This window comes from Selenomonas sp. AB3002, from assembly GCF_000702545.1.
GTDB lineage: Bacteria > Bacillota > Negativicutes > Selenomonadales > Selenomonadaceae > Selenomonas_B > Selenomonas_B ruminantium_A.
On the sequence record NZ_JNIO01000008.1, the window covers coordinates 1,865,595 to 1,890,254 of the forward strand.

Here is a 24,660-nt window from a genome sequence, read left to right on the forward strand (position 1 = left end):
ACATCCATCAAAATAAAATGAAAGTCAATACGGCATTGAGCATAAAGATGACGATGATGGAAGTCACCACCGTGCGGGTGGTGGCCCGGCCAACACCCTCTGCCCCCTCGGGGCAGGTAAGGCCGTAATAGCACCCCAGCACAGCAATGACGTTGCCGAAGAACACGGCCTTCACCATGCCCCCCGTAAGGTCAAAAACCTCCACGAAAGTGTGGATGCCGTTCATAAAGGTGTAGGAACTGATGCCAGAGTAATAAACCGCCGTAGCCCAGCCTCCTGCCACCCCGATGATGTCTCCGAAAACCGTGAGGATGGGTACCACCACCATGCAGGCTATCATGCGGGGAAGGATCAAATATCCTTCTGGATTCACCGCCATGACCCTCAGGGCATCTATCTGCTCCGTGACCTTCATGGTGGCAATCTCCGCCGTAATGGCAGCCCCCACCCGACCTGCACATACCACACCCACCAGCACAGGACCAAGCTCACGGCCAATGGCCATAGCTACCACGCCGCCGATGGTGCTCTGGGCGCCGAACTCGATGAACTTCGCCGCCGTCTGCAGGGTGATTACCACCCCGGTAAAAAGCAGGGTCAGGCTCACGATGGTGAGGGAGTCCACCCCCAGATGTGACATCTGGGCAATAATGGAACGCCAGCGCAGGCGGCCCCTGAGCTGCCTCACAATGCTCACATAGAGGAGCACCATAGTGCCCAGCTCGGCACAGCGCTTGATGATAAATGCACCTAGTGTCTCAAGTATCCTGGTTGCCATGCCCGGCCTCCCTCCACATTCTCACCCTTCGATTCTAGCAATTTTATCCCGAATAGTAAAGTCTTATTTACTATTTGAATATCACATAAATTTCATAGCTTCCGCCTTGGCCAGCTGGTCGCAGCGCTCATTGGCCTCCACCCCCACATGGCCCTTTACCCAGTGGAACTCAACCTGCCTAGCGTGGAACGCCTCATCAAGAGCCAGCCAAAGTTCCTTGTTCAGCACCGGTGTCCCCTTGGAAGTTATCCAGCCCTTCTTCTTCCACCCCTCCAGCCAGTGCTTGGTAAAGCCGTTCTTCATGTACTGGCTGTCGGTATAAAGGGCGATCTTTGAACCTGCCGGCACGGCAGACAAGGCCTTGATGGCCGCCGTAAGCTCCATGCGGTTGTTGGTAGTGGAAGAGTCACCCCCGGAGAGCTCCTGCACATGTCCCGTAGCCTGGTTGGTCAGCACCGCCGCCCAGCCCCCGGGACCGTCAGGATTGCGCAGGCAGGAGCCGTCTGTGTAGATGATGTAGTCGGCTTCCCCCACGAAAGCGGGAGCTTCCTTCACTCCGGCAACAGGCTTTTTCCTGACAGGAGCAGCCCCCGGGCTGAAGAGGAACTGCTCACCCAAAGGCACAGCCGCAGGTGTTTCCTCCCCTGCCAACCAGGCCATAGCCTCCTGGGCTGTCATAAACCCTTTGAACTTAGCCCCCATAAAACCTTTCACCTGAGCTTCGCATTCCGCCCAGGTATTGAAAAGCCCCGTTTGCCGTCCCACTTTCACCGCATAAACTTTTTTTGCCATTCATATCTCCTTCGCAAATTTACAGCAAGCCCCATTGCCCCCTCGGCTTGTGCTCGCTAAATATTTATAGGAAAAGGGACGCTCAAAGCGTCCCCTTTATTATAGTCGGTAAGTAAGTGAGGGCCACAGGCATAGCATAAGCGGAACGTGTGGAATTTTACCATAAATCTTAGCGAGCACAAACCGCCACAGGCGGTGCAGTGGGAGCTTAGATTCTATGGTAAAATTCCAAGTGAAGCGTTGCTATGCCTGTGGCCCGAACGCCTTAACAGGTATGCTTACTCTGCAGGCCTGATGACCTCTACGCCGCCCATATAGGGAACCAGTGCCTTCGGAATCACCACGGAGCCATCCTCCTGCTGGTAGTTCTCCAGGATGGCAGCCACCGTGCGGCCCACAGCCAGACCGGAGCCGTTCAGGGTGTGAACGAACTCGGGCTTGGACTTGGCATCCCGGCGGAACTTGATGTTGGCACGGCGGGCCTGATAGTCAAGGCAGTTGGAGCAGGAAGAAATCTCCCTGTACTTGCCCTGGCTGGGGAACCAAACCTCAAGGTCATAGGTCTTGGCAGAGGTGAAGCTCATGTCACCGGTGCAGAGCATCACCACATGGTACGGCAGCTCCAGGGCCTTCAGAATATCCTCGGCAGCCTCCACCATGCTCTCCAGCTCGTCCCAGCTCTCCTCAGGCTTGGTGAACTTGATCATCTCCACCTTGTTGAACTGGTGCTGGCGGATGAGACCACGGGTATCACGGCCAGCGCTGCCGGCCTCGGCCCGGAAGCAGGCAGTGTAGCAGCTGTAGCGCTCAGGGAGCTTGCTGCCGTCCAGGATCTCATCGCGGTGATAGTTGGTCATGGGCACCTCGCCGGTGGGCACCAGATAGTAGTCAAGGCCCTCCAGCTTGAACATATCCTCGGCAAACTTGGGCAGCTGGCCGGTTCCCACCATGCTGTCCTTGTTGGCGATGTAAGGAGCCAGCATCTCCGTATAGCCATGCTTGTCAGCGTGCATATCCATCATGAAAGCAATGCAGGCACGCTCCAGACGGGCACCCAGACCCTTGTAGAACATGAAGCGGGCGCCAGCCACCTTGGCTGCCCGGTCAGCATCCAGGATATCCAGATCCACGCCGATATCCCAGTGAGCCTTGGGCTCGAAGGAAAATGACTTAGGCTCGCCCCACTTGCGCACCTCGGGGTTTTCCGTATCGTCCTTGCCGATAGGCACATCTTCCTTGGGCATATTGGGGATGTGCAGCATGATGTCGCGAAGCTTCTCCTCCACATCCTTCAGGTCAGCGTCAAGAGCAGAGATCTGGGCCCCCACCTCGCGCATCTCAGCCATGACCTCAGAGGCATCCTCGCCGTTCTTCTTCATCTGGCCCACCTGCTTGGAAACAGTGTTGCGGCGGGCCTTCAAAGTCTCAGTCTCCTGCAAAAGCTCACGACGCTTCTGCTCCAGTCCCTCGAACTCAGAAAGGTCCAGGCTGTTGCAACGATTCTTCAGCATGGTTTTGACTTCTTCCAGATGCTCACGCACAAATTTAATATCCAGCACGATACTCACACTCCATATTTTAATAAATCCCTGCCAGGGGATAAATAATCACATAGCTTATATTATATCAAGTTTTCCCAGGAAAGTCCAAAAAAATAGCCCCGGTTATCACTCCGGGGCAGCCGCCAAATGGGCAGCTAATAGAACTGAATGAAATGTATGAGCAACTTTCTCCCCATGGGAATTCCCACAAGGAAAAACCTTCCGACACAAGTAATGACGCCACAAAGCCCTTCTTCGGCGGGGAAGAAGGGCTCTGCCAAAAACATTCAGTTCTATGTACTGCCGGGTCTTTCCCGGCTATATCTAGCGAATGTCGCAAAGTCCCCATCCCCATCGCTCGCAGGTCAAGCGGTGACTGTTGATTGGGCTAACTCTGTAGGTCACGTAATTTATTATCACTTCCCGCCCCACCTTATTCAGTAGGTTTTTACCTATCTCTAAATTTATTGCTTACCTCATTTTCACATGGTTTAATATGTCGGTGACAGTACACTGACAGTACAGGTTTTGCTTCGGAAACGGTGTTATGTATATACGGGGGCTGTTGCATGAGTGTAATTCCACTTATGCACAGCCCCTTTTCCTTGTTGATGTATAAGAAGTTCCTATTCGTTGTAAAATCCACTAAAAATGAGCACAAGATACCAGGCGGTCTAAAAATCGCCTTTTTTCTTGTGCTCTTATTTTGTATTCAGGCTGCGTTATTCACAGGGAACAGGTGCTGGCCTGCTCTGTCTGACTGGATTTTGCAGTGCAGCTTTTGAATATTGTAAGCCATAGCCACCAGCATGATCTCAACAAGGACATTTGCTGTGCCGCGGCTCAGGAACCTTCGGAAATTCATGTCCGCCTTCATCATTGCAAATGCACCTTCTGCCTGTATGCTTCGGTTTATGCGCAGTTGTACTCCTTCTTTTGAGGTTATACGTTCCAAATCTTCCTGACGTTGGCGCAGAAACTGTTTGGATACTTCAAAGTGCTTGGTTCTCTCCTCCAGCGGGGTCTTGCAATGGTTTCCGTGTATGCACTGGCTCTTCAGCGGGCAATTGCCGCAATCCGCAGAACTGTAAAGGGTTATATTTCTTTTGAATCCTGTCCGGCTGCTGCGTACGAATTCCTTTGCAGCTGCAAGCTTCCTGCCCTGGGCGCATAAATAGGCATCTTCTTCTGGCAGATAGGTCATATTCTCCCTGCGCCCGATATCCTTTTTCCATTTTCTTGTCTTGCTCTTCTCATAATTGCTGGGCTTTATGAAGGCGCGCTGCCCGTTGGTCTCAAGATAGAGGTAGTTCTCTTCGCTTTCGTATCCTGCATCCGCAACCACATTGGGATAGCGGCGCTGCAGATGTTTCTCCATATCCTGAAGGAAAGGAATGAGTGTGGTTGTATCTGTAGGCTGGGGACCGACCGATGCCCATGTGATGAATTCAGAGTCCGTACCGCACTGGATGTTGTAGGCGGGCTTAAGCTGGCCGTTCTTCATGGCATCTTCCTTCATGCGCATGAAGGTGGCATCCGTGTCTGTCTTGGCAAAGCTATTGCGGTTGCCTAGAATGTGCAGATATGTATTGTATTTTTTGAGCCGGGCAATGAACTCGTCCAGCTGCTCCATTGTTTTCTGCAGGGCAGTCTTGCGCTTGCCCGTTCCCTTGACGAAGATGATGTCCTGCGCCTTCTGGCATGCCTTGAGCTTGCGGCGGAGCTTTTTGAGGTGCCTGACATGGATTTCATCGCCGTAATGCAGAGAAAGCGTGAACGCTTCCCTGGCTTTGCTGACAAAGGCAGGAAGCTTTGCCATGAGCTTGGCTTTGTTTTTAAGGACAGCCTTCTTCCAGACAAATTTATACTTGTTGGAGAAAGACTCAATCTTTGTTCCGTCAATGAAGATGTCTTTAAGGGAAATGACACCGAACTGTTCAAGCAGGAAGTCCATCTGGGCAAACAGTTCCTTGATGCAGGGGGCCAGATGTTTGGAACGGAATCTTGAGATGGTAACATGGTCAGGGGCCGGCTTGCCTTCCAGCAGGTACATGAAGTTGATGTCCCTTCGGCAGGCAGTCTCGATCCTGCGTGAGCTGAAAATATGGTTCATTCCGGCATAAACAAGGATGGCCAGCATCTGCCTGGGCGACGCCAGATTTCGATCTATCCTTTGATAGGTCTCCTCCAGTGACTTTATATCCATACCTCCAATGCAGTGGCGAAGCAGGCGGACGGGGTCATCTTTGCTAACCTGAAATTCAAGATTTAAGGGGAGAAACAGTTGATAATTCTCTCCTAAAGACGTATACTCTTTCTGTGAATTTGGTTTTTGCATACCTAAATTCTACACCTAATCCCGGGGCTTGAATGTCCCGGGATTATCTTTTTGCATAAAAAATGAGGCTGCTGCACGTTTGGATTACGTGCAACAGCCCCTTTTTCTTTTGAACAAAGGTCTATTGAATATTTATGCAAGAAGCACTCCATGCAATAAATACCTACCATAATAAAGCCTACCAAATCTCACCACCTTGGGAAGCTGCCTCCCGCTATGGGGTTCGATGGTCGCCCTCGTCCTTGAGGGGCGATTATGAATAGTGCCCATCCGTGGGCACGGTCATCCTTGACGGCTTTTGGTGCCCCCGTCCGTAAAGCAGCGAACCACCGCTTTAGCGGTGTGTGAGTCGCTTCCTGAGCGAAGCGGGTGAGGGGTGCACGGCCCGCAGCTGGCCCGCGGCAGGGCTGTCACGGGGCTTTGGTGGGCACGTCGCCCACGTCGCTCCGTCACAGCCCTGCCGATAGCCACGCTTCGGAGGGCGGGAGTTCGCCTCCGGGCATGACGGCGTACTTTGAGGACAGCTTTGCTGTCCAGTCGCTTGCCCTCATGCCCTCCGGGGTACGGGGCTGCGGCGGCGCATTGCAGTTCCCTCCGCGTCACGGCTTTGTGGTTCGTCCGCCGATAATGCCTTTACGCCTATCAGAGGCGGGAGTGCAGGGGCTTTCGCTGGCCAGTTACGATTCGCCCCCGATAGGCAGCATTATCGGCGGACGGCTGGCGCTTCACGCTTGAGGTTGCCCCGCATAGTTATACGGCCCGCCATCACGACGGGCCTCTGCCGTGCTCATTGCAGTTTCTCCCTGCTGGCTTCCCTCATGGCTTTCTTGCCGGACAGCACACCAGCCATGACGGTTCTCCGGCGGCAGCTATGGCTGCCAACTACGCCCCGCCACGGCTGGAGTGCTGCCGTTTTTGCTCCGTTCGCACTCCTTCCGTGCTCGGTGGCCTGCCTGGCTGGGGGCTCCTTTGTCGCCCTTTTTCCAGTCAGGTAGGCCGCCTCCCACTGCAGGAGGGTCTCACTCAGCTGCACTCACAGGTTGCCGGGCACAGGTTCAGGGCGGGGTTCTGTCTCCGCTTCGCTACGCCATTCAGCCCGCCCTTCACCCGTGCCAATACGCACCATCGGGGGACGGGAGAGGGGGCACTTGTGCTGATCTGTGAGCACGGCTCAGAAGGTCGCCATAAAACTGATAAGCCCGGCGGAGGTATCCGCCGGGTTCAAAATAGCTTTTGGGTTCGTTACTATCGGGGAGGGCGGTGCCGTCAAGGGCAAGCCGCCTCTGGCGGTGGCTACGCCACCCTTGACCGCTCCGCTCGGCTCGTTGTAAGGCTTCGGCTGGGGGCGGGGTACCAGCCCAAAGAAAAAGCCACCCACAGGAAAAGGGTGGCAAATCTAAGGGGTTATATAATCCTTTTAAGGGGACTATCCATGAAATTTCTGCCCGTCTCCACATATCTCAGTGCTTGCCTTTCCGACTTGTGGCGGGTGTGGTGCATGATGGCGGGAAGGCTGGCTCCGCTTCGTGAGGCCTCGGTGGCAAAACCGCGCCGCAGGGAATGACCACTGAACTGGCTTTCATCGTAGCCCAGCTTTGCGGCGTAGCGCTTCACTATCTCCGCTACGGTGCGGGGGCTGATGGCCTTGCCGCTAAGATTGGCCCGCAGGTCGATGGACTGGAAGATGGGACCTTGCTGGAGGTGGGCGGCGCTCATCCACGCCATGAGGGCGCGGACGGGGCAAAGGGCTGGGTCTTCAGCGTATGGCAGGGCGATTTCCGTACCCTTCCCCTGCTGGTCAGCTTTGGAGCGTGGCAAGAGCAACACCGCCCCCGCGCCGGTGAAGGTCAGGTCTTCCGCCCGCACATTGGCAAGCTCAGAACGGCGAAGGGCTGCCGCGAAGCCCAGGAGCAGGAGTGCCCTGTCCCGCAGGCCAGTTAAGCCGTGGAAAACATTCATGGCCATGAGGCGGCGCAGGTCTTCCACTCTGATGGGGGCTTTAGCGGTCTGCCGCGTTCCCTTCTCCCGCTTTATGCCCGCCAGCGTCAGGCGGACGATGGAAGCATGGACGGGATTTTGCAGTTTCGCTTCTTCGTGGACGGTGCCGATGGCGGTGAGCCGCCTTGTGAGGGTGGCGGGTTTCATTTGTTCTGTCAATATGTCAGAAGCCTTTTTTTTCAAGGGTTTGCTGGTGATTTCACCCCCCTGCCGCTACCTATCTATGGGAAACTGCGGGGCGGTCAAGGGTGGCTGAAAGCCACCGCCAATGGCGGCGCAGCCCTTGACGGTCCCGCCCCTCTCGCCTCCGTAACCTATAAGCTGGTCTGCCCCCGGCGGACACCTCCGCCGGGCTTATCAGTTTTATGGCGTTCTGGATCAGCAGGGCCAGCGTTCCCCGCTTTGCCGATGCGCGACCAATAGAAAGATGGTGCGTACTGGCACGGGTGAATGGTGGGCTGAATGGCGTAGCGAAGCGGAGACAGAACCCCACCCTGAACCGGTGCCCTGGTAACGTGAGCAGGGGTAATGAGGGAGACCTGACTGGAGGGGGAGGCGGCCTACCTGCCCGGAAAGAGGGCGACAAAGGAGCCCCCGGGCAGGCAGGCCACCGAAGCCGGAAGGAAGGCGACCGGGTGAAATACGGCAAGCACGCCAGCCGTGGCGGGGCGCAGTTGGCAGCGATGCTGCCGCCGGAGCCCTGTCATGGCTGGGGTGCTGTCCGGCAAGAAACGCAGCCAGCAGAAAAGGCCCGCCGTGATGGCGGGCCGGTGGGCTTCGCAGGGCTAACCTAAGCGTGAAGCGCCTTTAGTCCTACGATAATGTTGGCTATCGGTGACGGGTGCTGCCCCCTCTCCCCTCCGCTTCTGTGTTCCGGCAATGATAGCCGTAAGGACATTATCGGAGGACGGAGGCGGACCAGGCTTTGCGGTGAGAAGCGTGGCGGTGTGCGTCAGCGTGCCCCCAGGGACGGGGGCACCACAGGCCACCATGGACGGACGTGCCCAAGGACGGGCACTATTGATACTATGCCCTCATGGAAGAGGGCAACCATTATAATGGTCCCATCAATCCATCTAACAAAAACTTTGCCGGCATACCGCTAATAATATATTCCGATTTTTCTCCCAAAGAAGCTGCTTTTAGATTTATATGGCGATTATAGGCAATCTCGTTGTTTATTTCCTGCAACATTTTGCGTTTTGCAAAGAGTATTTCATCCATTTCGGCTTGCTTTTTTCTCTTTTGGCTTCTTGTGCTCCAAAAACCACCTTCTGATTCTCTGTCAAACTGGCTTCTAGCCGACGAAGCACTTCCACCAAAATTTTTGCTAAAACCGTGAGAGTAGCAACCTTCGCCACCATCAAATTCCAAAATCCAATAAACTCCGCCACTATTCATGCCCGTGCCAAAGAATGGATCCTGGTACATGCGTCCATCCTTGATGATGTTCATCATTTTATCTTCATACTTAGGGTCATTTTTCATACGTTCCCAACATTTATCGGATATTTTGATTGTTTCTTCATCATAGGGCCGGGTTGGACTAAACGGGAAGGAATCTATTTTTTCCCAAATGTAGGTTTGATATTCCTCCATGGTCATTTCAGCAGTAGATTTTACAGCGTCTACTTTAGAAGTATTCTCTGTTTGCAAAGAAGCTAATATGTCTTTATAAGATACTTTACCCACAATATTTTCGGTTTTCTTCTGCAAACTCGATACCACATTCTGCATGGAACTAAGTCCGTTAATTCCACTGTAATAGGTGCAAGCATTACTCATATCATACTCCCCCTCGCTTTAAGCAAAGGCTTCAAATTGGCTATCTGATGAAGGTGACAAGATAGCCGTTGCATTTTGATATATCATGGAGAAAGTCAAATCGGCTGTACTGGCTATGTCATACTGCATTGCCTTTTTCTCCTGTTCAAGGAAATAGTCATAAGCTGCACCTTTGAACTGTGCAGGTACCGTGGTTGTTGTTTTCAATCCTTCTTTGAAAATATCCCGTGCCTTTTCGCCATTTTTGTTCACAAAACCATCCGCGGTTTGCTGATAAGTGCGAATATCTTCGCCTGTGACACTTTGGAAATTGTTCCATAACCCCCATTTTGCAAGTTGGTCTTTCGGGGTTGTTCCTTGCTTTGTACCGTCATACAACAAATTGTAAAAGAGTTTTTGGGCGTTGTTATTTGAATTTAACGCTTCTGTCATCTTTTTCAACAAATTGGCATCTGCTGTACTTCCTGTATTCCCGGACAGCAAAGACACCGTAAGCATATTGGTCATACCGTTGACAGAGAAACGAAAAGAACTATTGCCTAACAACGACAGGTCAATGCCATTGTTCTTGAATACATTGCCAATCTGTGCACTAAGCATTCTGGAATTAAACTCGCGTGTATCAGTGGACTTGTTAGTTGTTACTTCACCATTCAAATGCGGGTCTTTCAGCAAGGTGGGAATGTCCGTGTGTTCAGTTCTTATGGTTCCCCATCTAGTCATGCTCATCTCGTTATTAAACATAGCCATTTTTTCTTCATGGCTGTAACCAGAGTAAGAAGAGTCCTTGTCGAAGTACTTCCAATAAACTCCGCTATACAGTTCATCAACCGTTTGATATTTTGCCCGATTTCGTACAGCAATGTCAGCGTAGGTGGACTCTAACTTTCTGAACAGGTCAGCGTTTTTCGATTCGCGGTTCCACTCCCCTGAATTGGTGCTTGCAATTTCTTCCTTGGACAAATCGCGGTGATACCATACTTCGCTGGCCTTTCCATCAGGAGTTTCATAACGATGTTTATCATGGTAGTAATTATAATAACCGCTTCCCATGCTTTGAATAGTAACCATAGTTTGTTACTCCTTGTTTGATTTCGTCCCATTTAATGGCATGTCAATACTTTACTCGAACAGGGCTTTTGCCTAGTGAAGCTGCTTTCATATCAATATGACGCTTCTCTTTATTACGACATATACATACCAAAATCTTCTAACCGTTATTCTATATATCGGAAAAATTCGCAAAAACTTAAGTAGCTTGGCACCAACATACAAATTTTCGGTGTGAGTTTCAACCATTTGTCCTAAAGCACCACCACGCCCTGGCCTTCACAGTCACTTTTAGATGTATCATTTCCCCAACAAGCAGCACTGTCAATAGCCATTATAAGAACAAGTGCTCCTGTGTTTCTGTCTTTGTCATCTTTGATATTCACGGCAGGGACAGTACGAATACAGATGTTGCCCATGTTTCAGTACAGAAAGCCACGCCAATGGGAAGATATTGCGTACTACTAGCTATTCATCATCCTTTGTCACACGTAAATCTAATAAGTCTCCAGGTAGCAAATCTATGGGACTGTTCCGATAGCTTATGATATTATCGGCTGCCGCTTTTTCTTCTCTGTAGCGCGATTTCCCGGATTGCTTCTTTTCTTCGTCCATGTTTATATCCCATTCTTGCAGTTCATCGTATTCATTGCTGTTGACAAATTTTTTCCACTCGTCCTGGATAGCAGCCAACATGAAGAGGTATTTTTCTCCTGGGAGTTCTCCGTCTGATTTGTGGTCAGTGTCGATAGGACTTTCCTTGAATGATGATTTTGGGGCGCTCTCTTCTGAATATTTTTCTGCCGTGTCTGATCTTGCTTCAAGGTTTGGGTTGGCTTGGTTGAGATTGTTGGCATTGTTATCATTCGGCGCGGTGCTGCTATTATTGGCATTGGCGGTTGCGTCTTGGACAGTAACAGAAGCATTTTCTTCTCCGCCTGTCTGGGCATTTATATTGTCGCCTTCAAAGGAAGCTGCTTCATTCCCTGCACCTGACAAGGCTGCTCCAAAATCTCCTGCGCCTCCGCTACCGAAGCTGACATTGCCACCTGCGCCCTTAGCGTCCAGCTGGGCTTCAGACGCCACTTTCATCTGGGCCTGTACCAACGCTCTGCGGGCTTCTTCTTTGCTTTTGGCATGTTTCAGGGCATGTTGTAGTTCTTCTCTGGCTTCTTCGGCTTTCTTTGCTTTTTCATAAAGTCGCTCGTCTGTGTCTTTGAGGAATTTCAGTTCACTCGCAGATAGCTTGTGCCCCTGGCGAAGCTTCTGCCTTATAATTGAAATCTTGGTGGAGTCCGACATAGAGGCTTTCCTGGTTTTGGGAGTCAAGGCTTCTCTTGTGGTTCGGTCAATACTCTCCTTCATTTCTTTTAGGCTTTGACCTTTCTTGATTTTGTATTTGGCTTCCAGTCTCAGCTGTTGCTGTGCTGTATAAGCACCTATGCGTCCGATTCCTTCAAACATAGCATTTTCCTCCTTGGATTTTCTCCGTACAGAATCCCTCTAGTTAATATATCGGAGGAATGGAACCATTTGATAAGTCTTTTTAAGGGCTATAAAAATCAAAGGCCGGTTGCCCGGCCTCGTTATTTTGCTTTGTGCTCCCGCTCCATCACTTGCAAGAACTCCGTGAGCCTTGCAATCTCCCCGCTCAGCCTGTCCATGGACTTCTGAAAGCTGGTCAATAGGTAGAACGTCACCACGATAGGGAATCCCACCGTGGAAATCGCCGTGAGTGCTGTCTGCTCCATTTCCTCACCCCCGTACAAGAAAAGCCCCGATTCCTCGGGGCCTCCCTGCTATCCCTTCCTAATTCACGCCAGCTCCTCGCGGTCGCTGATGCGGATATAGGCTTCCTTGATTTCCGTGGCCACGTCCTCGCCGGAGACCACGGCTTTCTTGTCAATCATCCTCTGCATAACATTTCTGACCTCTGCATCAGTCAGACCCTCTACGGGATCCTGCAGGGAGTAGGTCTTGGTGCCGCCTGCTTCCAGCTTGAACGTCATGGTAAGTGTACGCATGGTCTAGCCCTCCTCACGCTTCAATCAGGGTATAAGCATTGATACGCTTGACGCTCCCCAGAGTGTGGCTCTGGAGGCTGGCAAGGTCTTTGCCGATGTCATAGGCATCATCGTCCGTGAGTGCCGGAGAAATGCCGGAAATGCTGCGGGTGGCATAGAGGGGCTGGCCGGACTTGCCGATACCGTTTTCCACCATGAGCTTCAGCTCGGTGGTGCTGCCATTTGCTACTGCTGCCATCGTGATTCTCCTTTCTGGGAATTCCATAGAATGCCAAAGGCCCGGGGCTGCCACTTCGCCCCGGGCCTCTGACGGAATGACAACCAAATATATCAACCCCTGTCTGCAGGGGCGTGATACCGTAGTATGGGGTTGCTGTCATTCCACGCAGCAATGTTTTATTGTTGAGTTTATCCTAGCAGGTTGACATTATGATTGCAAGGGGGATTTTACCAGTTGCTGTTCACCAGCGCCGCAGCTTCTTTATCGGGCAGGGAATAACTTTCCATAATCTCCTGTATTGCAGCGTCTTTGGTGAGTTTAAGGCGTTTGAGCATGGCAACAGCCTTGACCCGCTCCTCATTCCTGCCTTCCTGTCGTGCAAAGCTCAGCTGCGCCGCCTGGTCGCGGCGGAATTTCTCGGCCTTCTCGTAAGACCTCTTTGCCACTTCATCTTTGGTGAACACGTCCTCCACCTCCATCGCTTCCCGAATGGCTTCTTCACCGGCGGCGATTTCTTCCAGTTCCTCATCAGTGGTGCTGGGGGAGAAGTAGGCCGCCCATTTTTCCATACGGTTCATGTCTTTCACGCTCTTGCTCCTGAACTTTGGCAGTTCAAGGAAGTGTATTTCCAGCTTGTCCGTCAGCTGGCATTTTGTCTTGATGTCGTAAATGCCGAAACAGCTGTGCATATCCGGGTACTGCTTTGCATTGAAAAGGTTGAAGCCCAGAATGTTGATGGCAATGGTGCGCTTCAGCTGGTCATATTCATCGCCACGCTTCAGATCAGCATAATTCCTTGCCCAGTAGAACAGGGAACGCTCGCCCATGGCGGCAAGGGAGTTGACCTGCATCTCGATATTGACCTTCACGCCACTGGCGGTAATCCCCAGAATGTCCAGCCGGGATTCCTTGCCGTCGTACTCGTCAGAATCAATTTCCCGGTCAATGAACTCAATGTCCACCAGCTGCTCCGTGCCCTGGAACTCAAGGAAAGCGTTGATAAGGGCCAGGGTAATCTTGGGGTACTTTGCGAAAATTGCTTTGAATACCGCGTCATTGGTGCGGTTTATGCGAAATGCTGCCATGTGGGTTCCTCCTGTTTCGTTACCTATATTCTATGACTTTGCCCATGAAAAGGCAAGGAAAAAGGGGCCTTGCGCCCCCGTGCTTCAAGCCTTGACCTGCCCCCAGTCCGTCACCCCTCTGGCGATGGCGGCGGCAAATTCCTCCCTGTGCTCCACCAGCAGCCTTGCGTCCTGCGGGTTGTCGATAAAGCCAGTCTCCACCAGCACCGCGGGCATGACCGTACACCTGAGCACGGCAAAGCTGCGGTTAACCTTCACCCCCCTGTCCCAAAAGCCCGGGTCGAAGGGCCGCACTCCTTTGAAAATCTCCTGCTGGATAAAGAAGGCCGCCTTGCCCCCTTCCCCGTCGGCGTCATAGCAGAAGGTCTCGAAGCCCCTGGCGTTGTGGAGCCTGGAGGCGTTGCAGTGAATGGACACAAAGAGGTCCGCCCCCCAGCTGTTGGCGCACTCCGTCACATTCTGGTAGCCCGGGCTTTCTCCCGCCAGATTATGTGACTGGAGCAAGCGCACCTCACACCCTGCCATTTCCAAAAACTCTGCCGCACGTTCCCCGATGGCCCGGGCAAGGTCGCACTCCCGCAGGCCCAGTTCTCCATTCACCGCCCCCGGGTCAGGCTCCCCGCCTGGGGCGTGTCCCGGATTCACGAACACCTTCATGCTCAGCCCTCCCTCAGCGTGTAGACCGTCTGCTTCCCGTCCTTGCCCAATACCAGCAGCCCCGCCTGCACCAGCTCCTTTCTGGCAGTGCTGAAGGTGCCGTGGGACAGCCCCGTGCGCTTCAGAATCTCCCACTCCATCAGCGCCCCGCCCCCGTTCTTCCGAAAATCCTGCAAAAGCCTTTCCGCTTTCTCCGACAGCATTGTTTAGGCCCCCTTCACAAGTCCCTGCCCGCAAGGCAAAGCGGGCAGACCGTGCATTTCCTCCATGACCCTCTGCCGCCTCTGAATCCTCTGCCGTCCTCCAATGGTGGCAAGGTCAAAGATACCGTCATAGAAATAAAGTTCCTCCGCATAGCCCCACGCCACGGCCTCATAGACCGCCCTCAGAAGCCCTGCCAGCCGCTCCTCTCCGTCCTGCTCCAGCGCATGGATAAAGACAGGCAGCCACTCGGCCCTGAGGTCAGGCAACACGCCCAATCCCCTGGGCGGCGCCCCCATCAGGGCGGGCAGTGTGAGCACTACAGGCTTTCCCGACATAAGCTCCCGCCTGTGCTCAAGGCCAAGCCTGTACCAGCTGGCACGGATAAGCCCCCGCCCCGGCACTTTCCCCAGCGCCCGGTCAAGGGTGAGCACCTGCACCGCGTCCAGCCGCATTTCCACCAGCCCTGCGGGGACTTCCGCCCCTGCCTGCAACGCACTCCCCATTTCCGCCATCTCCCTTCCTCTCTGCCGCAGAATCCCCGCGGCGGACGATACATTTCCCATCAAGCCCCGCGCCTCTTTCATCAAGCTCAAAGACAGCGGACGAATCTGCCATGCAAAGCAGCAAAAGACTTTCCATCAAATCAGCCCCGACAAGCTCCGGGTCAGCCTTTGAAAACATTGGTATCCCTCTTTTCTAGTATCCCCCGTGAAAACACATTTCCAACCGCATACCTCCTCTCAATCCTTTTCATCTTCCTTGATCCTGCACTTTGCCGCCAGCGCCTTGCCGGGGCACACGCAGGACATGAGCCAGTAGCCCCCGGCACGGTTGCCCCCGTAAGCCTCATGCAAAAGATACCCTCCCTGCACCAGCTCCGCCCTGGCCCTTTTCACCATGGCCGTGCTCATCTTCGTGCCCCCGGCCATCTCCGGCACCGACAGCCGCAGCGGAAACTGCCAGAAAACATTGTTGGCCCGCCACATGAGCCAATGCCAGAGCGCCTGGGCGTGAGGTGAGATAGGAGCTGCCACCTGACGCTTGTAGAAATAGCGGATTTCATTCAGCCACCCGCCCACCGTATCCATCAGCCCACCGAAGCGCAGCGGGCCTGCTGCTCCAGCCAGTCAGAGGCGGCCCGGCGATGAATCATGTACTTCCTGCCATTCTTCAGGGCAGGGAAGCCGTCCACATGCACAAGGCTCCGCACACAGTTCACCCCCAGCCCCGAAAGAGCCGCAAACTCCTTCACCGTCAGCAAAATCTTTTCATCTTCCACAGAAATCACACCCTTCCCGAAACAGTGAAACTAAAGTTGTCCTTTCATACTACACAACAATCCTTATTTTCTTAGATATTGTACACATGGCTACGACCTTATTTCTCAGGCTGAAAAAACAAACGTACACACTCAGATGAACGCCCCGCCCTTGCTTTTGGTTTGTTGTATAGTATGTCTTGCTACTCATATAGGCTTTTATTAGCTTCACTAGCTATGATAATAGCACCATTGTTCCCTTTTGTCTAGTCTAACTTGCTATAATTTATTAAACAAATAGCTTTTTGTACCGCCTTGTGTTACAATGTAAGCAAGGAATACACTCCCCGCCTCAAAGGGTGGGACCAGCAAAGAAAGTGAGGTGCAAACCTTGAACGAAAAAGACTCACCAGAAAAGGCCAGCTACGGCAGCACCTTCGGCAAGCGCCTCAAGGAACTGCGCGAAAGCCGCGACCTTCGCCAGAACGACCTGGCCAAAGCCTGCGGCGTGGCCGTGGCCTCCTATGCCAACTGGGAACAGGGCAGGGCCCTGCCTCCCATCAACAAGATACCCGTCCTGGCGGACTTCTTCGGCGTGAGCGCAGACTACCTCCTGGGCGTGTCCAAAAAACAGGCTGCCGAAGAACTCATGGAGCGCATGGGGGGCCTGTCCGAAAAATCCCGGAACATCGTCCTGGCCCTCATCGACGAACTCTTGGAAAAGAAACGCAGCTGACCTTACGGTTACTAAAAGTCTTTGTCTATGTCTTATTCTATATCTTAGGAAGCCCAGAAGCCCTTGCCCCGCAAGGCTTTCCCCGTCCACAGCGGATATAATAGAACCGCAGTTGTACCCGAAAGTGTACCCGAATCAGTACCCGCAAATGTACCCACACCGAAGTTATCCACATTTTATCCACAGCTTGTAAACAGGCTTTTCCACAGACTTATCCACAAAAAAGAAACATCACACCGTTCCCGAAGCTCACTTTGAACATCAAAGGAGTGGAAGGAAAATGACAACCAATCTTAGCGACCTCAAAAAGAAAACCACCAAAAAACGCGGCGGCAAACGCGCCGACCACGAAGGAACCATCTACTTCATGAAGGCCCGGAACCTCTGGGCCGCCTGCATCCGTCTGGGCTATGACGAAAAGGGCAAGGCCATCCGCAAATTCAAGTACGCCCACACCCAGCAGGGAGCGCTGGAAGCCCTGGCCCAGCTCAAGGAAAAATACGCCTTTGCCGAAAGCCTTGAAGCAGACAAGATGACCACCGGGCAGTGGATTGAAAAATGGCTTTCCGTCTACGTCATCCCCAAAGTCCGCCCCAGCACCCAGAAACTCTACCGGGGCGTTCTGACGAAGCACGCCATCCCCGCCCTTGGCCAGATTCCCCTCTCCAGACTCACAGAAATGGACATCCAGGCCATCATCTTCGGCCCTCTGCGGGACAAATATCGCACCGCCTCCATCTTCCGCCTGCTCATGACCTCCATGATGAAGCGGGCCGTGAAATGCCACCTCCTGCGCTACTCCCCCGCCGAAAACCTCGAACTGCCGAAACGCCCCCGGAAACGCAGCTTCGTCAAGCCCAGCGCCGGGGACTGGAAGAAAATCCTTGAACACAAAAGTGACGTCTACTACTGCTGGTACTGGCTCATTCTCACCGAATATATCACCGGTGCCCGCCTCAGCGAACTTCTGGCCCTCCGCTGGGAAGACCTCACCCTCACCCGCGACGCCAGCAACAAAGTCACAGGCGGCACCCTCCACATCCGCCACGCCCTCTACACAGGCACCAAAAAAGAGGGAGAACCACGTCCCCCTGTCTGCCTAGGCGACACAAAAACCGCCCGGGGCAACAGGATCCTGGCCCTCCCCCTCTACTACTGCCAGGAAATCCAGCGCTACCGCAAAATCCAGCTTGAGCACCGCCTGCTGGTGCCCAACTGGCAGGAACAGGGATTCATCTTCACCAAATGGGACGGCACCCCCATCCGCCCCACCATCCTCAGCAACTACTTTCTCCGCATCCGCAAGAAGCTGGGCGTAGGCTCCACCTTCCACATGCTCCGCCACGACATGGCCAGCCGCATGAAAAACTCCGACTGCTTCGACCTCAAGGACATCCAGGAACAGCTGGGCCACAGCTCCATCAAGATCACCATGGACATCTACACCCACATCGACGAAGGAGCCCAGCAGGAAAAAGTCGGCCAGTGGTTGGAAAAAGGCCTCACCGAACTCATGGGAAAAACCGACAAAACATCAGAAAAAACTCCCACACCCGTGACAGTACAGTGACAGTACAAGCCCAAAAAGTCAAAAAAAAAATAGCCCCGGTTATCACTCCGGGGCAGCCGCAAAAATAGCAGCTAATAGAACTGAATGAAATGTATGAGCAACTTTCTCCCCATGGGAATCCCCACAAGGAAAAACCTTCCGACACTGCTAATCACGCCACAAAGCCCTTCTTCGGCGGGGAAGAAGGGCTCTGCCAAAAACATTCAGTTCTATGTACTGCCGGGTCTTTCCCGGCTATATCTAGCGAATGTCGCAAAGTCCCCATCCCCATCGCTCGCAGGTCAAGCGGTGACTGTTGATTGGGCAGTTCTCCTGGCTCCAGTTCATAGCATCTTCGCGCCTTCCCAAGGTTTCCCCCAGTGACATACTTTGCGAAACGCTCCCTGTTACAGTGGCGGGACCGCGCCGGCTTATACCGGCTTCCCTATTAAGTCATTGACACCCAATCCAAACATATTCTCTTTTCATTTACAGGACTAATCATATCATTCGTCAAAACCATTGTCAATCCAAAGGCAAAGATTTTCCCGCGACAAAATCCCCATAAAAGTGTATAATCTTTATTGTTCTATAATGAAAAATAGCTCACGGGCTTGAAAGGACTTTCAATATGCGAAAATATCTGAACAAGAAAAAAATAGCAGGACTGCTGACCTTCTCCCTGCTTTTCTCCTCCATTCCTGCCTGGGCTGCCGAAGACGTCACGGCAGCTTCCACAGAAACAGCTGCCCCTTCCTTCTATGACCTGAACTTCGATGCTGACAGCTACACCCGGGAAACACTTAATCTGCATGGTCAGCCCGTGGCTTTCCGCGCCTTTGAAGGCTGCCACTACACAGCTTACCCTGTTGCTGACTATAAAGAACAGCTGAACATCTACATTCCTGAAGCCTACTTCCAGAAAAAGAGCACAGGACGCTTCACCGCAAAAACCGCCCCCATCTTCATGCCCCTGGCCGCAGATGGAGCAGCAGAGGGAACTTTTGACGCCCCGGCAGATGCCAGCAACGAAAGTGGCCAGCCCAATCTCGCCCTGCTGGCCCTGGCACACGGCTATGTGGTCGCAGTCCCTGCCGCCCAGAGCCTCACTCCGCCTGCCAGCGAACGCCTGGGCAAGGCGCCCCAGCCCATCCTTTCTTACAAGGCAGCCATCCGCTACCTGCGCCGCAATCAGCGCAGCCTGCCTGCAGGGGACACCAACCGCATCGTAGTCAGCGGCGAGGGTCTCTCCGGCAGCCTGGCCCTGCAGCTGGCAGCCTCTGCCGACCAGGCCATCTATAAGCCCTACCTGTATGCGATGGGAGTTGCAGGTAAAAGCGACAGCATCTTTGCCGCCCAGGCTTACGAACCTGTGACCGGTCTTGCCAGGGATTATGCCCGCTTCGGCTGGACACTGCCAGACGGACGCCCGGACCCCAATTCTGCTTCCCTCTATGCACCTTTGCTGGATACCGAAGCCGCGCTTTCCCCTGCAGTCACTCCAGAGCAGAAGGAAACTGCAGCCATTGAAGAAAAAGCCGTCATAGAAGAAGCCGCTGAAAATCATCCGGCAGCCGCCTCTCTGAATGCAGGCAACCAGTCTTTGGCTGCAAATGACGAAAAATCCCCCAGCGTCATCACTAGCCAGCCTGTTTCCAGCAGTCATGATACCAAAGAGTACCAGGATTATCTCGACAAGCAGGCCGAATATGAACGGATAGATGCTGAAACCCAGGAACTTATCAAAATGTACTCCCCCAAGGGCCACGCTGCCCATTATCTACGCCTTTGCACTGCTAAGGCAGACACCCCGGAGTTTCAGGATTTGAAAACAGCCTTTGAAAGAAACGACACCGCCGTCACCAGCTTTAACGAAAAAAAAGGCCCCCTGCAGGACGCAGAGGAACTCTTTGAATGGATTGATGCAGCTGATACAGAGCGGGATGCACTGGAAAAACAGCTCTGGCAGTTATGGCGCAAGCAGAGTGCCAAGCTGGCCAGAGCCAAGCATCTGGCTGACCGTGCTGCTGCCAAATGGCAAAAGGCCCAGGCAAAAACAAATTAAATACGCACCTCGAAATGCTTCCTCTCCTCCTCAGGCGCCTTGGCCCTGGCAGGAGCAGGAGGCTTTTTCTTTGCCTTGGGGACAGAGGCTGCTTCTTTGGGCTTGAGCTTTGCCGGTCTGGCAGGTGCAGTCGGCCTGGTCGGTGGGGGCTGTTCTTCAACGGCCAGTCTTGCCAGCACCTCATCCGGAGTGAGCCCCCGCAGTTCCCGGCTGTCAACTGCCCCCAAAACATCAGCCTCTATATCTGCCCTGGTCAGCTCGCCCTTCCGACCCTGCCGGTGCAGGAATTTCTTCACCAGCAAGGCAGCTGCCACAAAGGCCGCCACCAGCATGGGCAGCCAATAGGTGAGCCCCTGATAGTCAAACTTCGGAGCAGGATTGGCCTGCAGGGAAGCAGCCTCCGTTTCCTGTCCCTGCAAATTCCTGCCATTTTCCTGAGGAACTCCTCCACTCCCCCCCAGATTCGCCGCCTGAGCGGCCTGGCTGCGGCCTGTGTCAATGGTGGCTTGAGCCTGATTCTGGCCGCTTTGCTGTGCCTCCCTGGCTGCCTTGGCCTCTGCCGTGGGATTTTTATGCGTAGTGCGGGATAGCCCGCCGCTGCCATTTACCACAGCTTCCTTAGCCTGCTCCTCCATCTGCTTCTCATTATCCGTGGATTTGCTGGTCGTTCCATTAGCGGGAGGTGCATTGGACTGGGTTACAGAGCCCCCCTCAGAGAGCGTCACCCCTGGCACCGTGGGAGGTGTGGGCAGCGTGGGTGGATTTGGTGCTTTTACAGCCATAGCTTCATCTCCACAAAAGGCAGGCATTCCCAAAGGAATCTGCCTGCCTTGAAATCAATAACGGGGATTCTTTTTTACATAGTCTACCGGCCTGGACCAGTCCACGTGTACCTTGGTCTTGTTCCACAGACGGGTAAGTGCCAGCTTGAAGCTTTCCTCGTCAGCCTGGGGATCAACGGTCTTTGCCGTGAAGTCCATGAGGGTCTGATGCGGCACGTTGATTTCGTGGGTCTGGTTCAGATATTCCTCCGTCAGCTTGCGTCCTTCTTCGTTATTCAGGTTTACAGTAGCCTTCTTGGCCTCTGCATCGTAATCTATCCAGCCCAGGTCCTTGCCGTAGCTGATGGCTACGCTGTAGGTAACTGCCATGTTGATTTCTCCTTTATGCGTAAGATCAAATTTCTCTTTTATCCTCCTTATTATAGCGCAACTCAAGGCCATAGTTCAAGTTTTGCCACAGGCAAAAAGGCCAGGCAGCTATATAGCCTTGCAAATCGTAAAAATCTGGGAAAAATTTATATTTTTCTTTCTAATATTGCCTTTTCAAGGCTTGTCAAGTCTTGCAAGGCGTGTTTTTTTGTGCTATCATACCAATAAAGAAGGACAAGCCTGGAATGTGCGCGGGCTTTAACAATGTCTAACCTACATATTTCATAGGGAATCCGATTTGATCCTGGTGGAGGTTCGCCACGGCGAAATGCTGAAGTCAGGCTTAGGGCACCCACCTGCTATCCGCAGGTTTTAGACATTTAAAGCGAACGGCATTTTGGACCCCTGCTTTGAAGAGGGATTGCTGCATGCGGCAGTCCCTCTTCGCGTATCTAAAAACAAATGAGGCAGACCCGCCGCCTTTTCGGCGGCTTGTCTGCCTTATTTTTATCTTCCTATTTCAGCTGCCATAACAAAGCTGCCCTCTCACGAAGGTGGCAAAGATATTCACATCATCATCAAACACCGTGATATTGGCCAGGCGCTCCGGCTCCAATACGCCCCGCTGCCAGAGGCAGTCCAGTTCCTGGGCAGGAACTTTGGTCACCAGTTCCACCACACGGGGAAGACTAAGGCCTGTATTGCGGGCAAAGTTCCGCACCACCTCATTCATGGAAGCTACACTGGCGGCAATGGTGCCGTCAGCCAGAGTGGCAAGACCGCCCTCCACGTAAATCTGCTGTCCTCCCAGCTCTGAGACACCGTCCCCCAGGCCGCAGGCCCGGCAGGAATCGGTAATGAGCACCAGCTTGTCCCCCTTCAGACGGCAGGCCAGCCTTTGGGCGGCAGGATGGCAGTGGACATCATCAGTGATGAGTTCCGCCACCACGTTATCCACATCCAGCACCGCCCCCACTACCCCCGGCTCCCTGTGATGCAGGGGGCTCATGGCATTGTAGAGATGGGTAGCATGGGACACTCCCTGCTGGAAGAAATCCACCGCTTCCTCGTAGATGGCGCCACTATGGCCTATGGAGACGATAATGCCTGCCTCCCGGCATTTATCCACGAAGCTGAAGCCGTCCATTTCCTCAGGGGCAACCGTGATATATTTCACCACATCAGCATAAGGCTCCACCAGGGAGAAACGAGCGGGGACAACATGCCTTACCTGATGGCTTCCCCTGTGGGCAGGACTTATGAAGGGCCCTTCCATATTGGCCCCCAGCACCTCTGCCCCCCTGGCCAGCCAGGGATTCTTCATGAAATCCCTCACCCGATCCAAAGCTGCCTGAATATCATCCATGGAAGCGGTAATGGTAGTAGGCAGGAAGGAAGTCACGCCATGAGCGGGTAGATTCTGGCACATGGTCTTGATGGCCTCGGGCTTCTTGTCCATGGTATCTGCCCCAAAGCAGCCGTGGATATGGATATTGATAAAGCCCGGAGATACATAACGCCCGCCAGCATCCCAGGTCTGGTACTTGGCATAATCTGCCCGCAGCCGCACCTCAGGCACCACATCCTTGATGCGCCCGTCCTCTATCAGCAGGGCCAGTCCGGAAATAGCCTCAAAATGGCCCCCTACGCGCTCATCCGGCAGGATAAGCCTGCCATTCACTATTGCTAACATTGACTCTCCTCCTGCCTTTTGCTCAACACCTTATTTAGCTATTCTTCAAACTCCTCATTTCTCCTGCCAGGAATTCCACCTGGGTGCCAATTACCACCTGTAGATTTTTCCCTGCCCGGAAAACTCCTCTGGCCCCCAGTGCCTTCAAGGCCTTTTCGTCCACCGCCGCAGGATCAGCCACCTCCAGCCTGAGCCTGGTAGCACAGTTGCCTATGGTCAGGAGATTCTCAAAGCCTCCCAGCGCGGCAACTACCTGCCTGGCATGGCGGCGCTCCTCTGTCTCAATATCCTTTGCCTTGGCTGGCTCCTGCAAGGCTTCTCCTTCTTCCTCCTCATAGCGCCCGATAGTGGGCAGGTCGTAATGCCTGATTGCCCAGCTGAAAGTGACATAATACACCACCCCAAAGACCAGACCGAGGGGCAGGATAAAGAGCGGTCTGGTAGCCAAGCCATAATTGAGGATATAATCTATGAAGCCTGCCGAAAAGCCAAAACCGTGCAGGATACCAAAGCTATAGGTCACAGCCATGGCCAGCCCCGTAAGCACCGCATGAATGCCGAACAGCAGCGGGGAAATAAACATGAACATGAATTCGATGGGTTCCGTAATGCCCGTCAGGAAAGACGTAAAAGCCACTGATGCCAGCGCCCCTGCAATCTGGGGTCTCCTGTCCGCAGGAGCTGCATAGTACATAGCCAGAGCCACCGCCGGCATGCCAAACATCATCATGATGAAAAAGCCCGCCATGAACATACCTGCATGGGGATCCCCGGAAAAGAAGCGGTTAAGATCACCGGTGGCCACCACGCCAGCCGGCGTGGTATATTCCCCAAAAACAAACCAGATAAAGCTGTTGAGGATATGGTGCAGGCCCATGGGAATAAGCAGCCTGTTCAAGACGCCGTAGACAAAGGTTCCTACAGCCCCAGCGCCAATAATCCATTCACCTACGCCTTGTATCACTGCCTGACAGGACCCCCAGACCGTCCCAAAACACAAGGCCAGCAAAATGGAAGCGGCTGCAGTTACAATCGGTACAAAGCGGGCACCGCCGAAAAAACCCAGAAATTCTGGCAGTCTTATTTTGTGGAAACGGTTATAGAGATAACCTGCCTCAAGACCGGAAATGATTCCCGCCAGAACTCCCATATTGAGTTCGGCATCAATCGCCCCCATGGCCCCCACCAGCACCAGATAGCCAATACCGCCAGAAAGGCCAGCAGCCCCGCTGTTATCCCTGGCTATACCCACAGCAATGCCGATGGAGAAAATCAGGGGCAGGTTGTCAAAGACCGCCCCACCGCCTTTGGTGATGAAAGGAATGTCCAAAACATCAGGTGCTCCCAGACGCAGCAAAAGAGCTGCCGCCGGCAGCACAGCAATGGGCAGCATCAGCGCCTTGCCGATTTCCTGAAGCCTCTTGAACAAACTTCCCATAGAATCCCCCCTAAATCCTCTAAATACTGCCCTTCCTCAGGCAGATTGCATATCTTCAATATTACGATTGTCACTTCTACTTTACTAAGACGTATGACATCTGTCAAGTAAAAGGACAATTTGACAAACCTGCGCCTACCTGCTACAATATGAATATTGCGGAGAGGTGTCCGAGTGGTTTAAGGAGCCGGTCTTGAAAACCGGTGATGTCGCAAGGCACCGTGGGTTCGAATCCCACCCTCTCCGCCATTTTTGTGCGCAAAAAACAAAATGGCACTGAACCTCTTTTTACGAAGTT

The 24,660-nt window shown here is 53.3% G+C and carries 28 protein-coding genes, 1 tRNA gene, 1 other RNA gene and 1 riboswitch; of the genes, 7 read left to right on the plus strand and 23 right to left on the minus strand.

Annotated elements, in window-relative coordinates; translation table 11 throughout:
• Nucleotides 1-7 precede the first annotated feature (7 nt).
• The 4 genes from P159_RS0116850 to P159_RS0116865 form a co-directional block, all read right to left on the minus strand.
• The gene (locus P159_RS0116850) at nucleotides 8-778 is read right to left on the minus strand and encodes an ABC transporter permease (RefSeq protein ID WP_029546001.1); all 771 of its coding nucleotides are present in this window, start codon (nucleotides 776-778) and stop codon (nucleotides 8-10) included.
• Between the two features lie 81 nt (nucleotides 779-859).
• Entirely contained in the window at nucleotides 860-1,570 is a 711-nt protein-coding gene (rnhA, locus tag P159_RS0116855) for a ribonuclease HI (RefSeq protein WP_029546003.1), read from the minus strand.
• A 278-nt stretch (nucleotides 1,571-1,848) separates the two neighbouring features.
• Complete coding sequence (gene serS, locus P159_RS0116860) at nucleotides 1,849-3,129, minus strand: serine--tRNA ligase (protein ID WP_029546004.1); 1,281 nt, start codon at nucleotides 3,127-3,129, stop codon at nucleotides 1,849-1,851.
• 694 nt (nucleotides 3,130-3,823) lie between these two features.
• A complete protein-coding gene (locus tag P159_RS0116865; RefSeq protein ID WP_029542724.1) occupies nucleotides 3,824-5,449 on the minus strand; it encodes an IS1182 family transposase in 1,626 nt (541 codons plus the stop codon).
• Nucleotides 5,450-5,950: 501 nt separating this feature from the next.
• On the opposite strand from P159_RS0116865, the gene P159_RS0116870 reads away from it, so the two are divergent.
• Nucleotides 5,951-6,184, plus strand: a complete 234-nt coding sequence (locus P159_RS0116870; RefSeq protein ID WP_029546006.1) for a hypothetical protein — start codon at nucleotides 5,951-5,953, stop codon at nucleotides 6,182-6,184.
• A 52-nt stretch (nucleotides 6,185-6,236) separates the two neighbouring features.
• On the opposite strand, the gene P159_RS0116875 is transcribed toward P159_RS0116870, so the two are convergent.
• Both P159_RS0116875 and P159_RS0116885 read right to left on the minus strand, forming a co-directional pair.
• Nucleotides 6,237-6,482, minus strand: coding sequence for a hypothetical protein (locus P159_RS0116875; RefSeq protein ID WP_029546008.1), 246 nt, complete (start codon nucleotides 6,480-6,482; stop codon nucleotides 6,237-6,239).
• A 371-nt stretch (nucleotides 6,483-6,853) separates the two neighbouring features.
• Nucleotides 6,854-7,606, minus strand: coding sequence for a site-specific integrase (locus P159_RS0116885; protein ID WP_185753775.1), 753 nt, complete (start codon nucleotides 7,604-7,606; stop codon nucleotides 6,854-6,856).
• A 206-nt stretch (nucleotides 7,607-7,812) separates the two neighbouring features.
• Between P159_RS0116885 and P159_RS0116890 the strand changes: the two genes are divergently transcribed.
• A complete protein-coding gene (locus P159_RS0116890; protein WP_185753776.1) occupies nucleotides 7,813-8,241 on the plus strand; it encodes a hypothetical protein in 429 nt (142 codons plus the stop codon).
• 259 nt (nucleotides 8,242-8,500) lie between these two features.
• Here the strand turns inward: P159_RS0116890 and P159_RS0116895 are convergent, their stop codons facing one another.
• The 13 genes from P159_RS0116895 to P159_RS0116950 all read right to left on the minus strand — a co-directional run bounded on the left by P159_RS0116895 (nucleotide 8,501) and on the right by P159_RS0116950 (nucleotide 15,751).
• Nucleotides 8,501-9,232, minus strand: coding sequence for a hypothetical protein (locus P159_RS0116895; RefSeq protein WP_029546016.1), 732 nt, complete (start codon nucleotides 9,230-9,232; stop codon nucleotides 8,501-8,503).
• A gap of 18 nt (nucleotides 9,233-9,250) precedes the next feature.
• Nucleotides 9,251-10,303 (minus strand): DUF4885 family protein, encoded by a 1,053-nt coding sequence (locus P159_RS0116900; protein WP_029546017.1) that lies wholly within the window; start codon nucleotides 10,301-10,303, stop codon nucleotides 9,251-9,253.
• A gap of 447 nt (nucleotides 10,304-10,750) precedes the next feature.
• A complete protein-coding gene (locus P159_RS19685; RefSeq protein ID WP_051650438.1) occupies nucleotides 10,751-11,746 on the minus strand; it encodes a hypothetical protein in 996 nt (331 codons plus the stop codon).
• Nucleotides 11,747-11,868: 122 nt separating this feature from the next.
• Nucleotides 11,869-12,033 carry a YvrJ family protein gene (locus P159_RS18865; protein ID WP_072004187.1) on the minus strand — a complete coding sequence of 55 codons (165 nt, stop codon included), beginning with the start codon at nucleotides 12,031-12,033 and terminating at the stop codon, nucleotides 11,869-11,871.
• A 63-nt stretch (nucleotides 12,034-12,096) separates the two neighbouring features.
• A complete protein-coding gene (locus tag P159_RS0116915) occupies nucleotides 12,097-12,306 on the minus strand; it encodes a DUF2922 domain-containing protein (RefSeq protein ID WP_029546021.1) in 210 nt (69 codons plus the stop codon).
• A gap of 13 nt (nucleotides 12,307-12,319) precedes the next feature.
• Nucleotides 12,320-12,544 (minus strand): DUF1659 domain-containing protein, encoded by a 225-nt coding sequence (locus tag P159_RS0116920; RefSeq protein WP_029546023.1) that lies wholly within the window; start codon nucleotides 12,542-12,544, stop codon nucleotides 12,320-12,322.
• A 209-nt stretch (nucleotides 12,545-12,753) separates the two neighbouring features.
• Nucleotides 12,754-13,611 (minus strand): Rpn family recombination-promoting nuclease/putative transposase, encoded by an 858-nt coding sequence (locus P159_RS18870; protein ID WP_051650439.1) that lies wholly within the window; start codon nucleotides 13,609-13,611, stop codon nucleotides 12,754-12,756.
• An 84-nt stretch (nucleotides 13,612-13,695) separates the two neighbouring features.
• Nucleotides 13,696-14,268 (minus strand): N-acetylmuramoyl-L-alanine amidase, encoded by a 573-nt coding sequence (locus P159_RS0116930; RefSeq protein WP_029546027.1) that lies wholly within the window; start codon nucleotides 14,266-14,268, stop codon nucleotides 13,696-13,698.
• Nucleotides 14,269-14,270: 2 nt separating this feature from the next.
• Entirely contained in the window at nucleotides 14,271-14,471 is a 201-nt protein-coding gene (locus P159_RS0116935) for a hypothetical protein (protein ID WP_029546028.1), read from the minus strand.
• A gap of 3 nt (nucleotides 14,472-14,474) precedes the next feature.
• Nucleotides 14,475-14,975: a hypothetical protein gene (locus P159_RS0116940; RefSeq protein WP_185753777.1), complete on the minus strand. Its 501-nt coding sequence runs from the start codon at nucleotides 14,973-14,975 to the stop codon at nucleotides 14,475-14,477.
• Nucleotides 14,890-15,153: a hypothetical protein gene (locus tag P159_RS20825; protein ID WP_185753778.1), complete on the minus strand. Its 264-nt coding sequence runs from the start codon at nucleotides 15,151-15,153 to the stop codon at nucleotides 14,890-14,892. Before P159_RS20825 ends, P159_RS0116940 begins: the two co-directional genes overlap by 86 nt.
• A gap of 59 nt (nucleotides 15,154-15,212) precedes the next feature.
• Nucleotides 15,213-15,560 (minus strand): helix-turn-helix domain-containing protein, encoded by a 348-nt coding sequence (locus P159_RS0116945; protein WP_029546032.1) that lies wholly within the window; start codon nucleotides 15,558-15,560, stop codon nucleotides 15,213-15,215.
• Entirely contained in the window at nucleotides 15,560-15,751 is a 192-nt protein-coding gene (locus tag P159_RS0116950; RefSeq protein WP_185753779.1) for a helix-turn-helix domain-containing protein, read from the minus strand. Before P159_RS0116950 ends, P159_RS0116945 begins: the two co-directional genes overlap by 1 nt.
• A 370-nt stretch (nucleotides 15,752-16,121) precedes the next feature.
• Here P159_RS0116950 and P159_RS19690 point away from each other — a divergent pair, with 370 nt between their 5' ends.
• From P159_RS19690 to P159_RS19695, 3 genes are all read left to right on the plus strand, one after another.
• On the plus strand, nucleotides 16,122-16,466 hold the full coding sequence (locus P159_RS19690; protein ID WP_051650440.1) for a helix-turn-helix transcriptional regulator: 345 nt from the start codon (nucleotides 16,122-16,124) through the stop codon (nucleotides 16,464-16,466).
• A 280-nt stretch (nucleotides 16,467-16,746) separates the two neighbouring features.
• Complete coding sequence (locus P159_RS0116960) at nucleotides 16,747-18,036, plus strand: site-specific integrase (protein WP_029546037.1); 1,290 nt, start codon at nucleotides 16,747-16,749, stop codon at nucleotides 18,034-18,036.
• Between the two features lie 284 nt (nucleotides 18,037-18,320).
• Nucleotides 18,321-18,497, minus strand: a riboswitch (cobalamin riboswitch).
• A 149-nt stretch (nucleotides 18,498-18,646) separates the two neighbouring features.
• Nucleotides 18,647-20,080 (plus strand): hypothetical protein, encoded by a 1,434-nt coding sequence (locus tag P159_RS19695; protein ID WP_051650441.1) that lies wholly within the window; start codon nucleotides 18,647-18,649, stop codon nucleotides 20,078-20,080.
• Here P159_RS19695 and P159_RS0116970 read toward each other — a convergent pair.
• A complete protein-coding gene (locus tag P159_RS0116970; RefSeq protein ID WP_029546041.1) occupies nucleotides 20,077-20,862 on the minus strand; it encodes a hypothetical protein in 786 nt (261 codons plus the stop codon). The genes P159_RS19695 and P159_RS0116970 overlap by 4 nt on opposite strands.
• A 54-nt stretch (nucleotides 20,863-20,916) precedes the next feature.
• Nucleotides 20,917-21,231 carry a hypothetical protein gene (locus tag P159_RS0116975; protein ID WP_029546043.1) on the minus strand — a complete coding sequence of 105 codons (315 nt, stop codon included), beginning with the start codon at nucleotides 21,229-21,231 and terminating at the stop codon, nucleotides 20,917-20,919.
• Between the two features lie 234 nt (nucleotides 21,232-21,465).
• Between P159_RS0116975 and ssrS the strand changes: the two genes are divergently transcribed.
• Nucleotides 21,466-21,639, plus strand: a non-coding RNA gene (ssrS, locus tag P159_RS20090) — 6S RNA.
• Nucleotides 21,640-21,751: 112 nt separating this feature from the next.
• On the opposite strand, the gene nagA is transcribed toward ssrS, so the two are convergent.
• Both nagA and nagE read right to left on the minus strand, forming a co-directional pair.
• Entirely contained in the window at nucleotides 21,752-22,924 is a 1,173-nt protein-coding gene (gene nagA, locus P159_RS0116980; protein ID WP_029546045.1) for an N-acetylglucosamine-6-phosphate deacetylase, read from the minus strand.
• A 34-nt stretch (nucleotides 22,925-22,958) separates the two neighbouring features.
• Complete coding sequence (gene nagE, locus P159_RS0116985) at nucleotides 22,959-24,362, minus strand: N-acetylglucosamine-specific PTS transporter subunit IIBC (RefSeq protein ID WP_029546047.1); 1,404 nt, start codon at nucleotides 24,360-24,362, stop codon at nucleotides 22,959-22,961.
• A gap of 160 nt (nucleotides 24,363-24,522) precedes the next feature.
• Here nagE and P159_RS0116990 point away from each other — a divergent pair.
• Nucleotides 24,523-24,611, plus strand: a tRNA-Ser gene (locus P159_RS0116990).
• Nucleotides 24,612-24,660 lie beyond the last annotated feature (49 nt).

Bases quoted from the DNA above. Each gene is read 5' to 3' on its own strand.
- P159_RS0116930 (WP_029546027.1), bottom strand. From the start codon at position 14,268: ATGAAGGTGTTCGTGAATCCGGGACACGCCCCAGGCGGGGAGCCTGAC.
- P159_RS18870 (WP_051650439.1), bottom strand. From the start codon at position 13,611: ATGGCAGCATTTCGCATAAACCGCACCAATGACGCGGTATTCAAAGCA.
- P159_RS19695 (WP_051650441.1), top strand. From the start codon at position 18,647: ATGCGAAAATATCTGAACAAGAAAAAAATAGCAGGACTGCTGACCTTC.
- rnhA (WP_029546003.1), bottom strand. From the start codon at position 1,570: ATGGCAAAAAAAGTTTATGCGGTGAAAGTGGGACGGCAAACGGGGCTT.
- P159_RS0116940 (WP_185753777.1), bottom strand. From the start codon at position 14,975: ATGGGGAGTGCGTTGCAGGCAGGGGCGGAAGTCCCCGCAGGGCTGGTG.
- P159_RS0116920 (WP_029546023.1), bottom strand. From the start codon at position 12,544: ATGGCAGCAGTAGCAAATGGCAGCACCACCGAGCTGAAGCTCATGGTG.
- P159_RS0116915 (WP_029546021.1), bottom strand. From the start codon at position 12,306: ATGCGTACACTTACCATGACGTTCAAGCTGGAAGCAGGCGGCACCAAG.
- P159_RS0116870 (WP_029546006.1), top strand. From the start codon at position 5,951: ATGACGGCGTACTTTGAGGACAGCTTTGCTGTCCAGTCGCTTGCCCTC.
- P159_RS0116960 (WP_029546037.1), top strand. From the start codon at position 16,747: ATGACAACCAATCTTAGCGACCTCAAAAAGAAAACCACCAAAAAACGC.
- P159_RS0116895 (WP_029546016.1), bottom strand. From the start codon at position 9,232: ATGAGTAATGCTTGCACCTATTACAGTGGAATTAACGGACTTAGTTCC.
- P159_RS0116975 (WP_029546043.1), bottom strand. From the start codon at position 21,231: ATGGCAGTTACCTACAGCGTAGCCATCAGCTACGGCAAGGACCTGGGC.
- P159_RS20825 (WP_185753778.1), bottom strand. From the start codon at position 15,153: ATGTTTTCAAAGGCTGACCCGGAGCTTGTCGGGGCTGATTTGATGGAA.
- P159_RS0116970 (WP_029546041.1), bottom strand. From the start codon at position 20,862: ATGGCTGTAAAAGCACCAAATCCACCCACGCTGCCCACACCTCCCACG.
- nagE (WP_029546047.1), bottom strand. From the start codon at position 24,362: ATGGGAAGTTTGTTCAAGAGGCTTCAGGAAATCGGCAAGGCGCTGATG.
- P159_RS0116890 (WP_185753776.1), top strand. From the start codon at position 7,813: ATGGCGTTCTGGATCAGCAGGGCCAGCGTTCCCCGCTTTGCCGATGCG.
- P159_RS0116865 (WP_029542724.1), bottom strand. From the start codon at position 5,449: ATGCAAAAACCAAATTCACAGAAAGAGTATACGTCTTTAGGAGAGAAT.
- P159_RS0116935 (WP_029546028.1), bottom strand. From the start codon at position 14,471: ATGCTGTCGGAGAAAGCGGAAAGGCTTTTGCAGGATTTTCGGAAGAAC.
- P159_RS0116850 (WP_029546001.1), bottom strand. From the start codon at position 778: ATGGCAACCAGGATACTTGAGACACTAGGTGCATTTATCATCAAGCGC.
- P159_RS18865 (WP_072004187.1), bottom strand. From the start codon at position 12,033: ATGGAGCAGACAGCACTCACGGCGATTTCCACGGTGGGATTCCCTATC.
- P159_RS0116945 (WP_029546032.1), bottom strand. From the start codon at position 15,560: ATGGATACGGTGGGCGGGTGGCTGAATGAAATCCGCTATTTCTACAAG.
- P159_RS19685 (WP_051650438.1), bottom strand. From the start codon at position 11,746: ATGTTTGAAGGAATCGGACGCATAGGTGCTTATACAGCACAGCAACAG.
- P159_RS0116900 (WP_029546017.1), bottom strand. From the start codon at position 10,303: ATGGTTACTATTCAAAGCATGGGAAGCGGTTATTATAATTACTACCAT.
- nagA (WP_029546045.1), bottom strand. From the start codon at position 22,924: ATGTTAGCAATAGTGAATGGCAGGCTTATCCTGCCGGATGAGCGCGTA.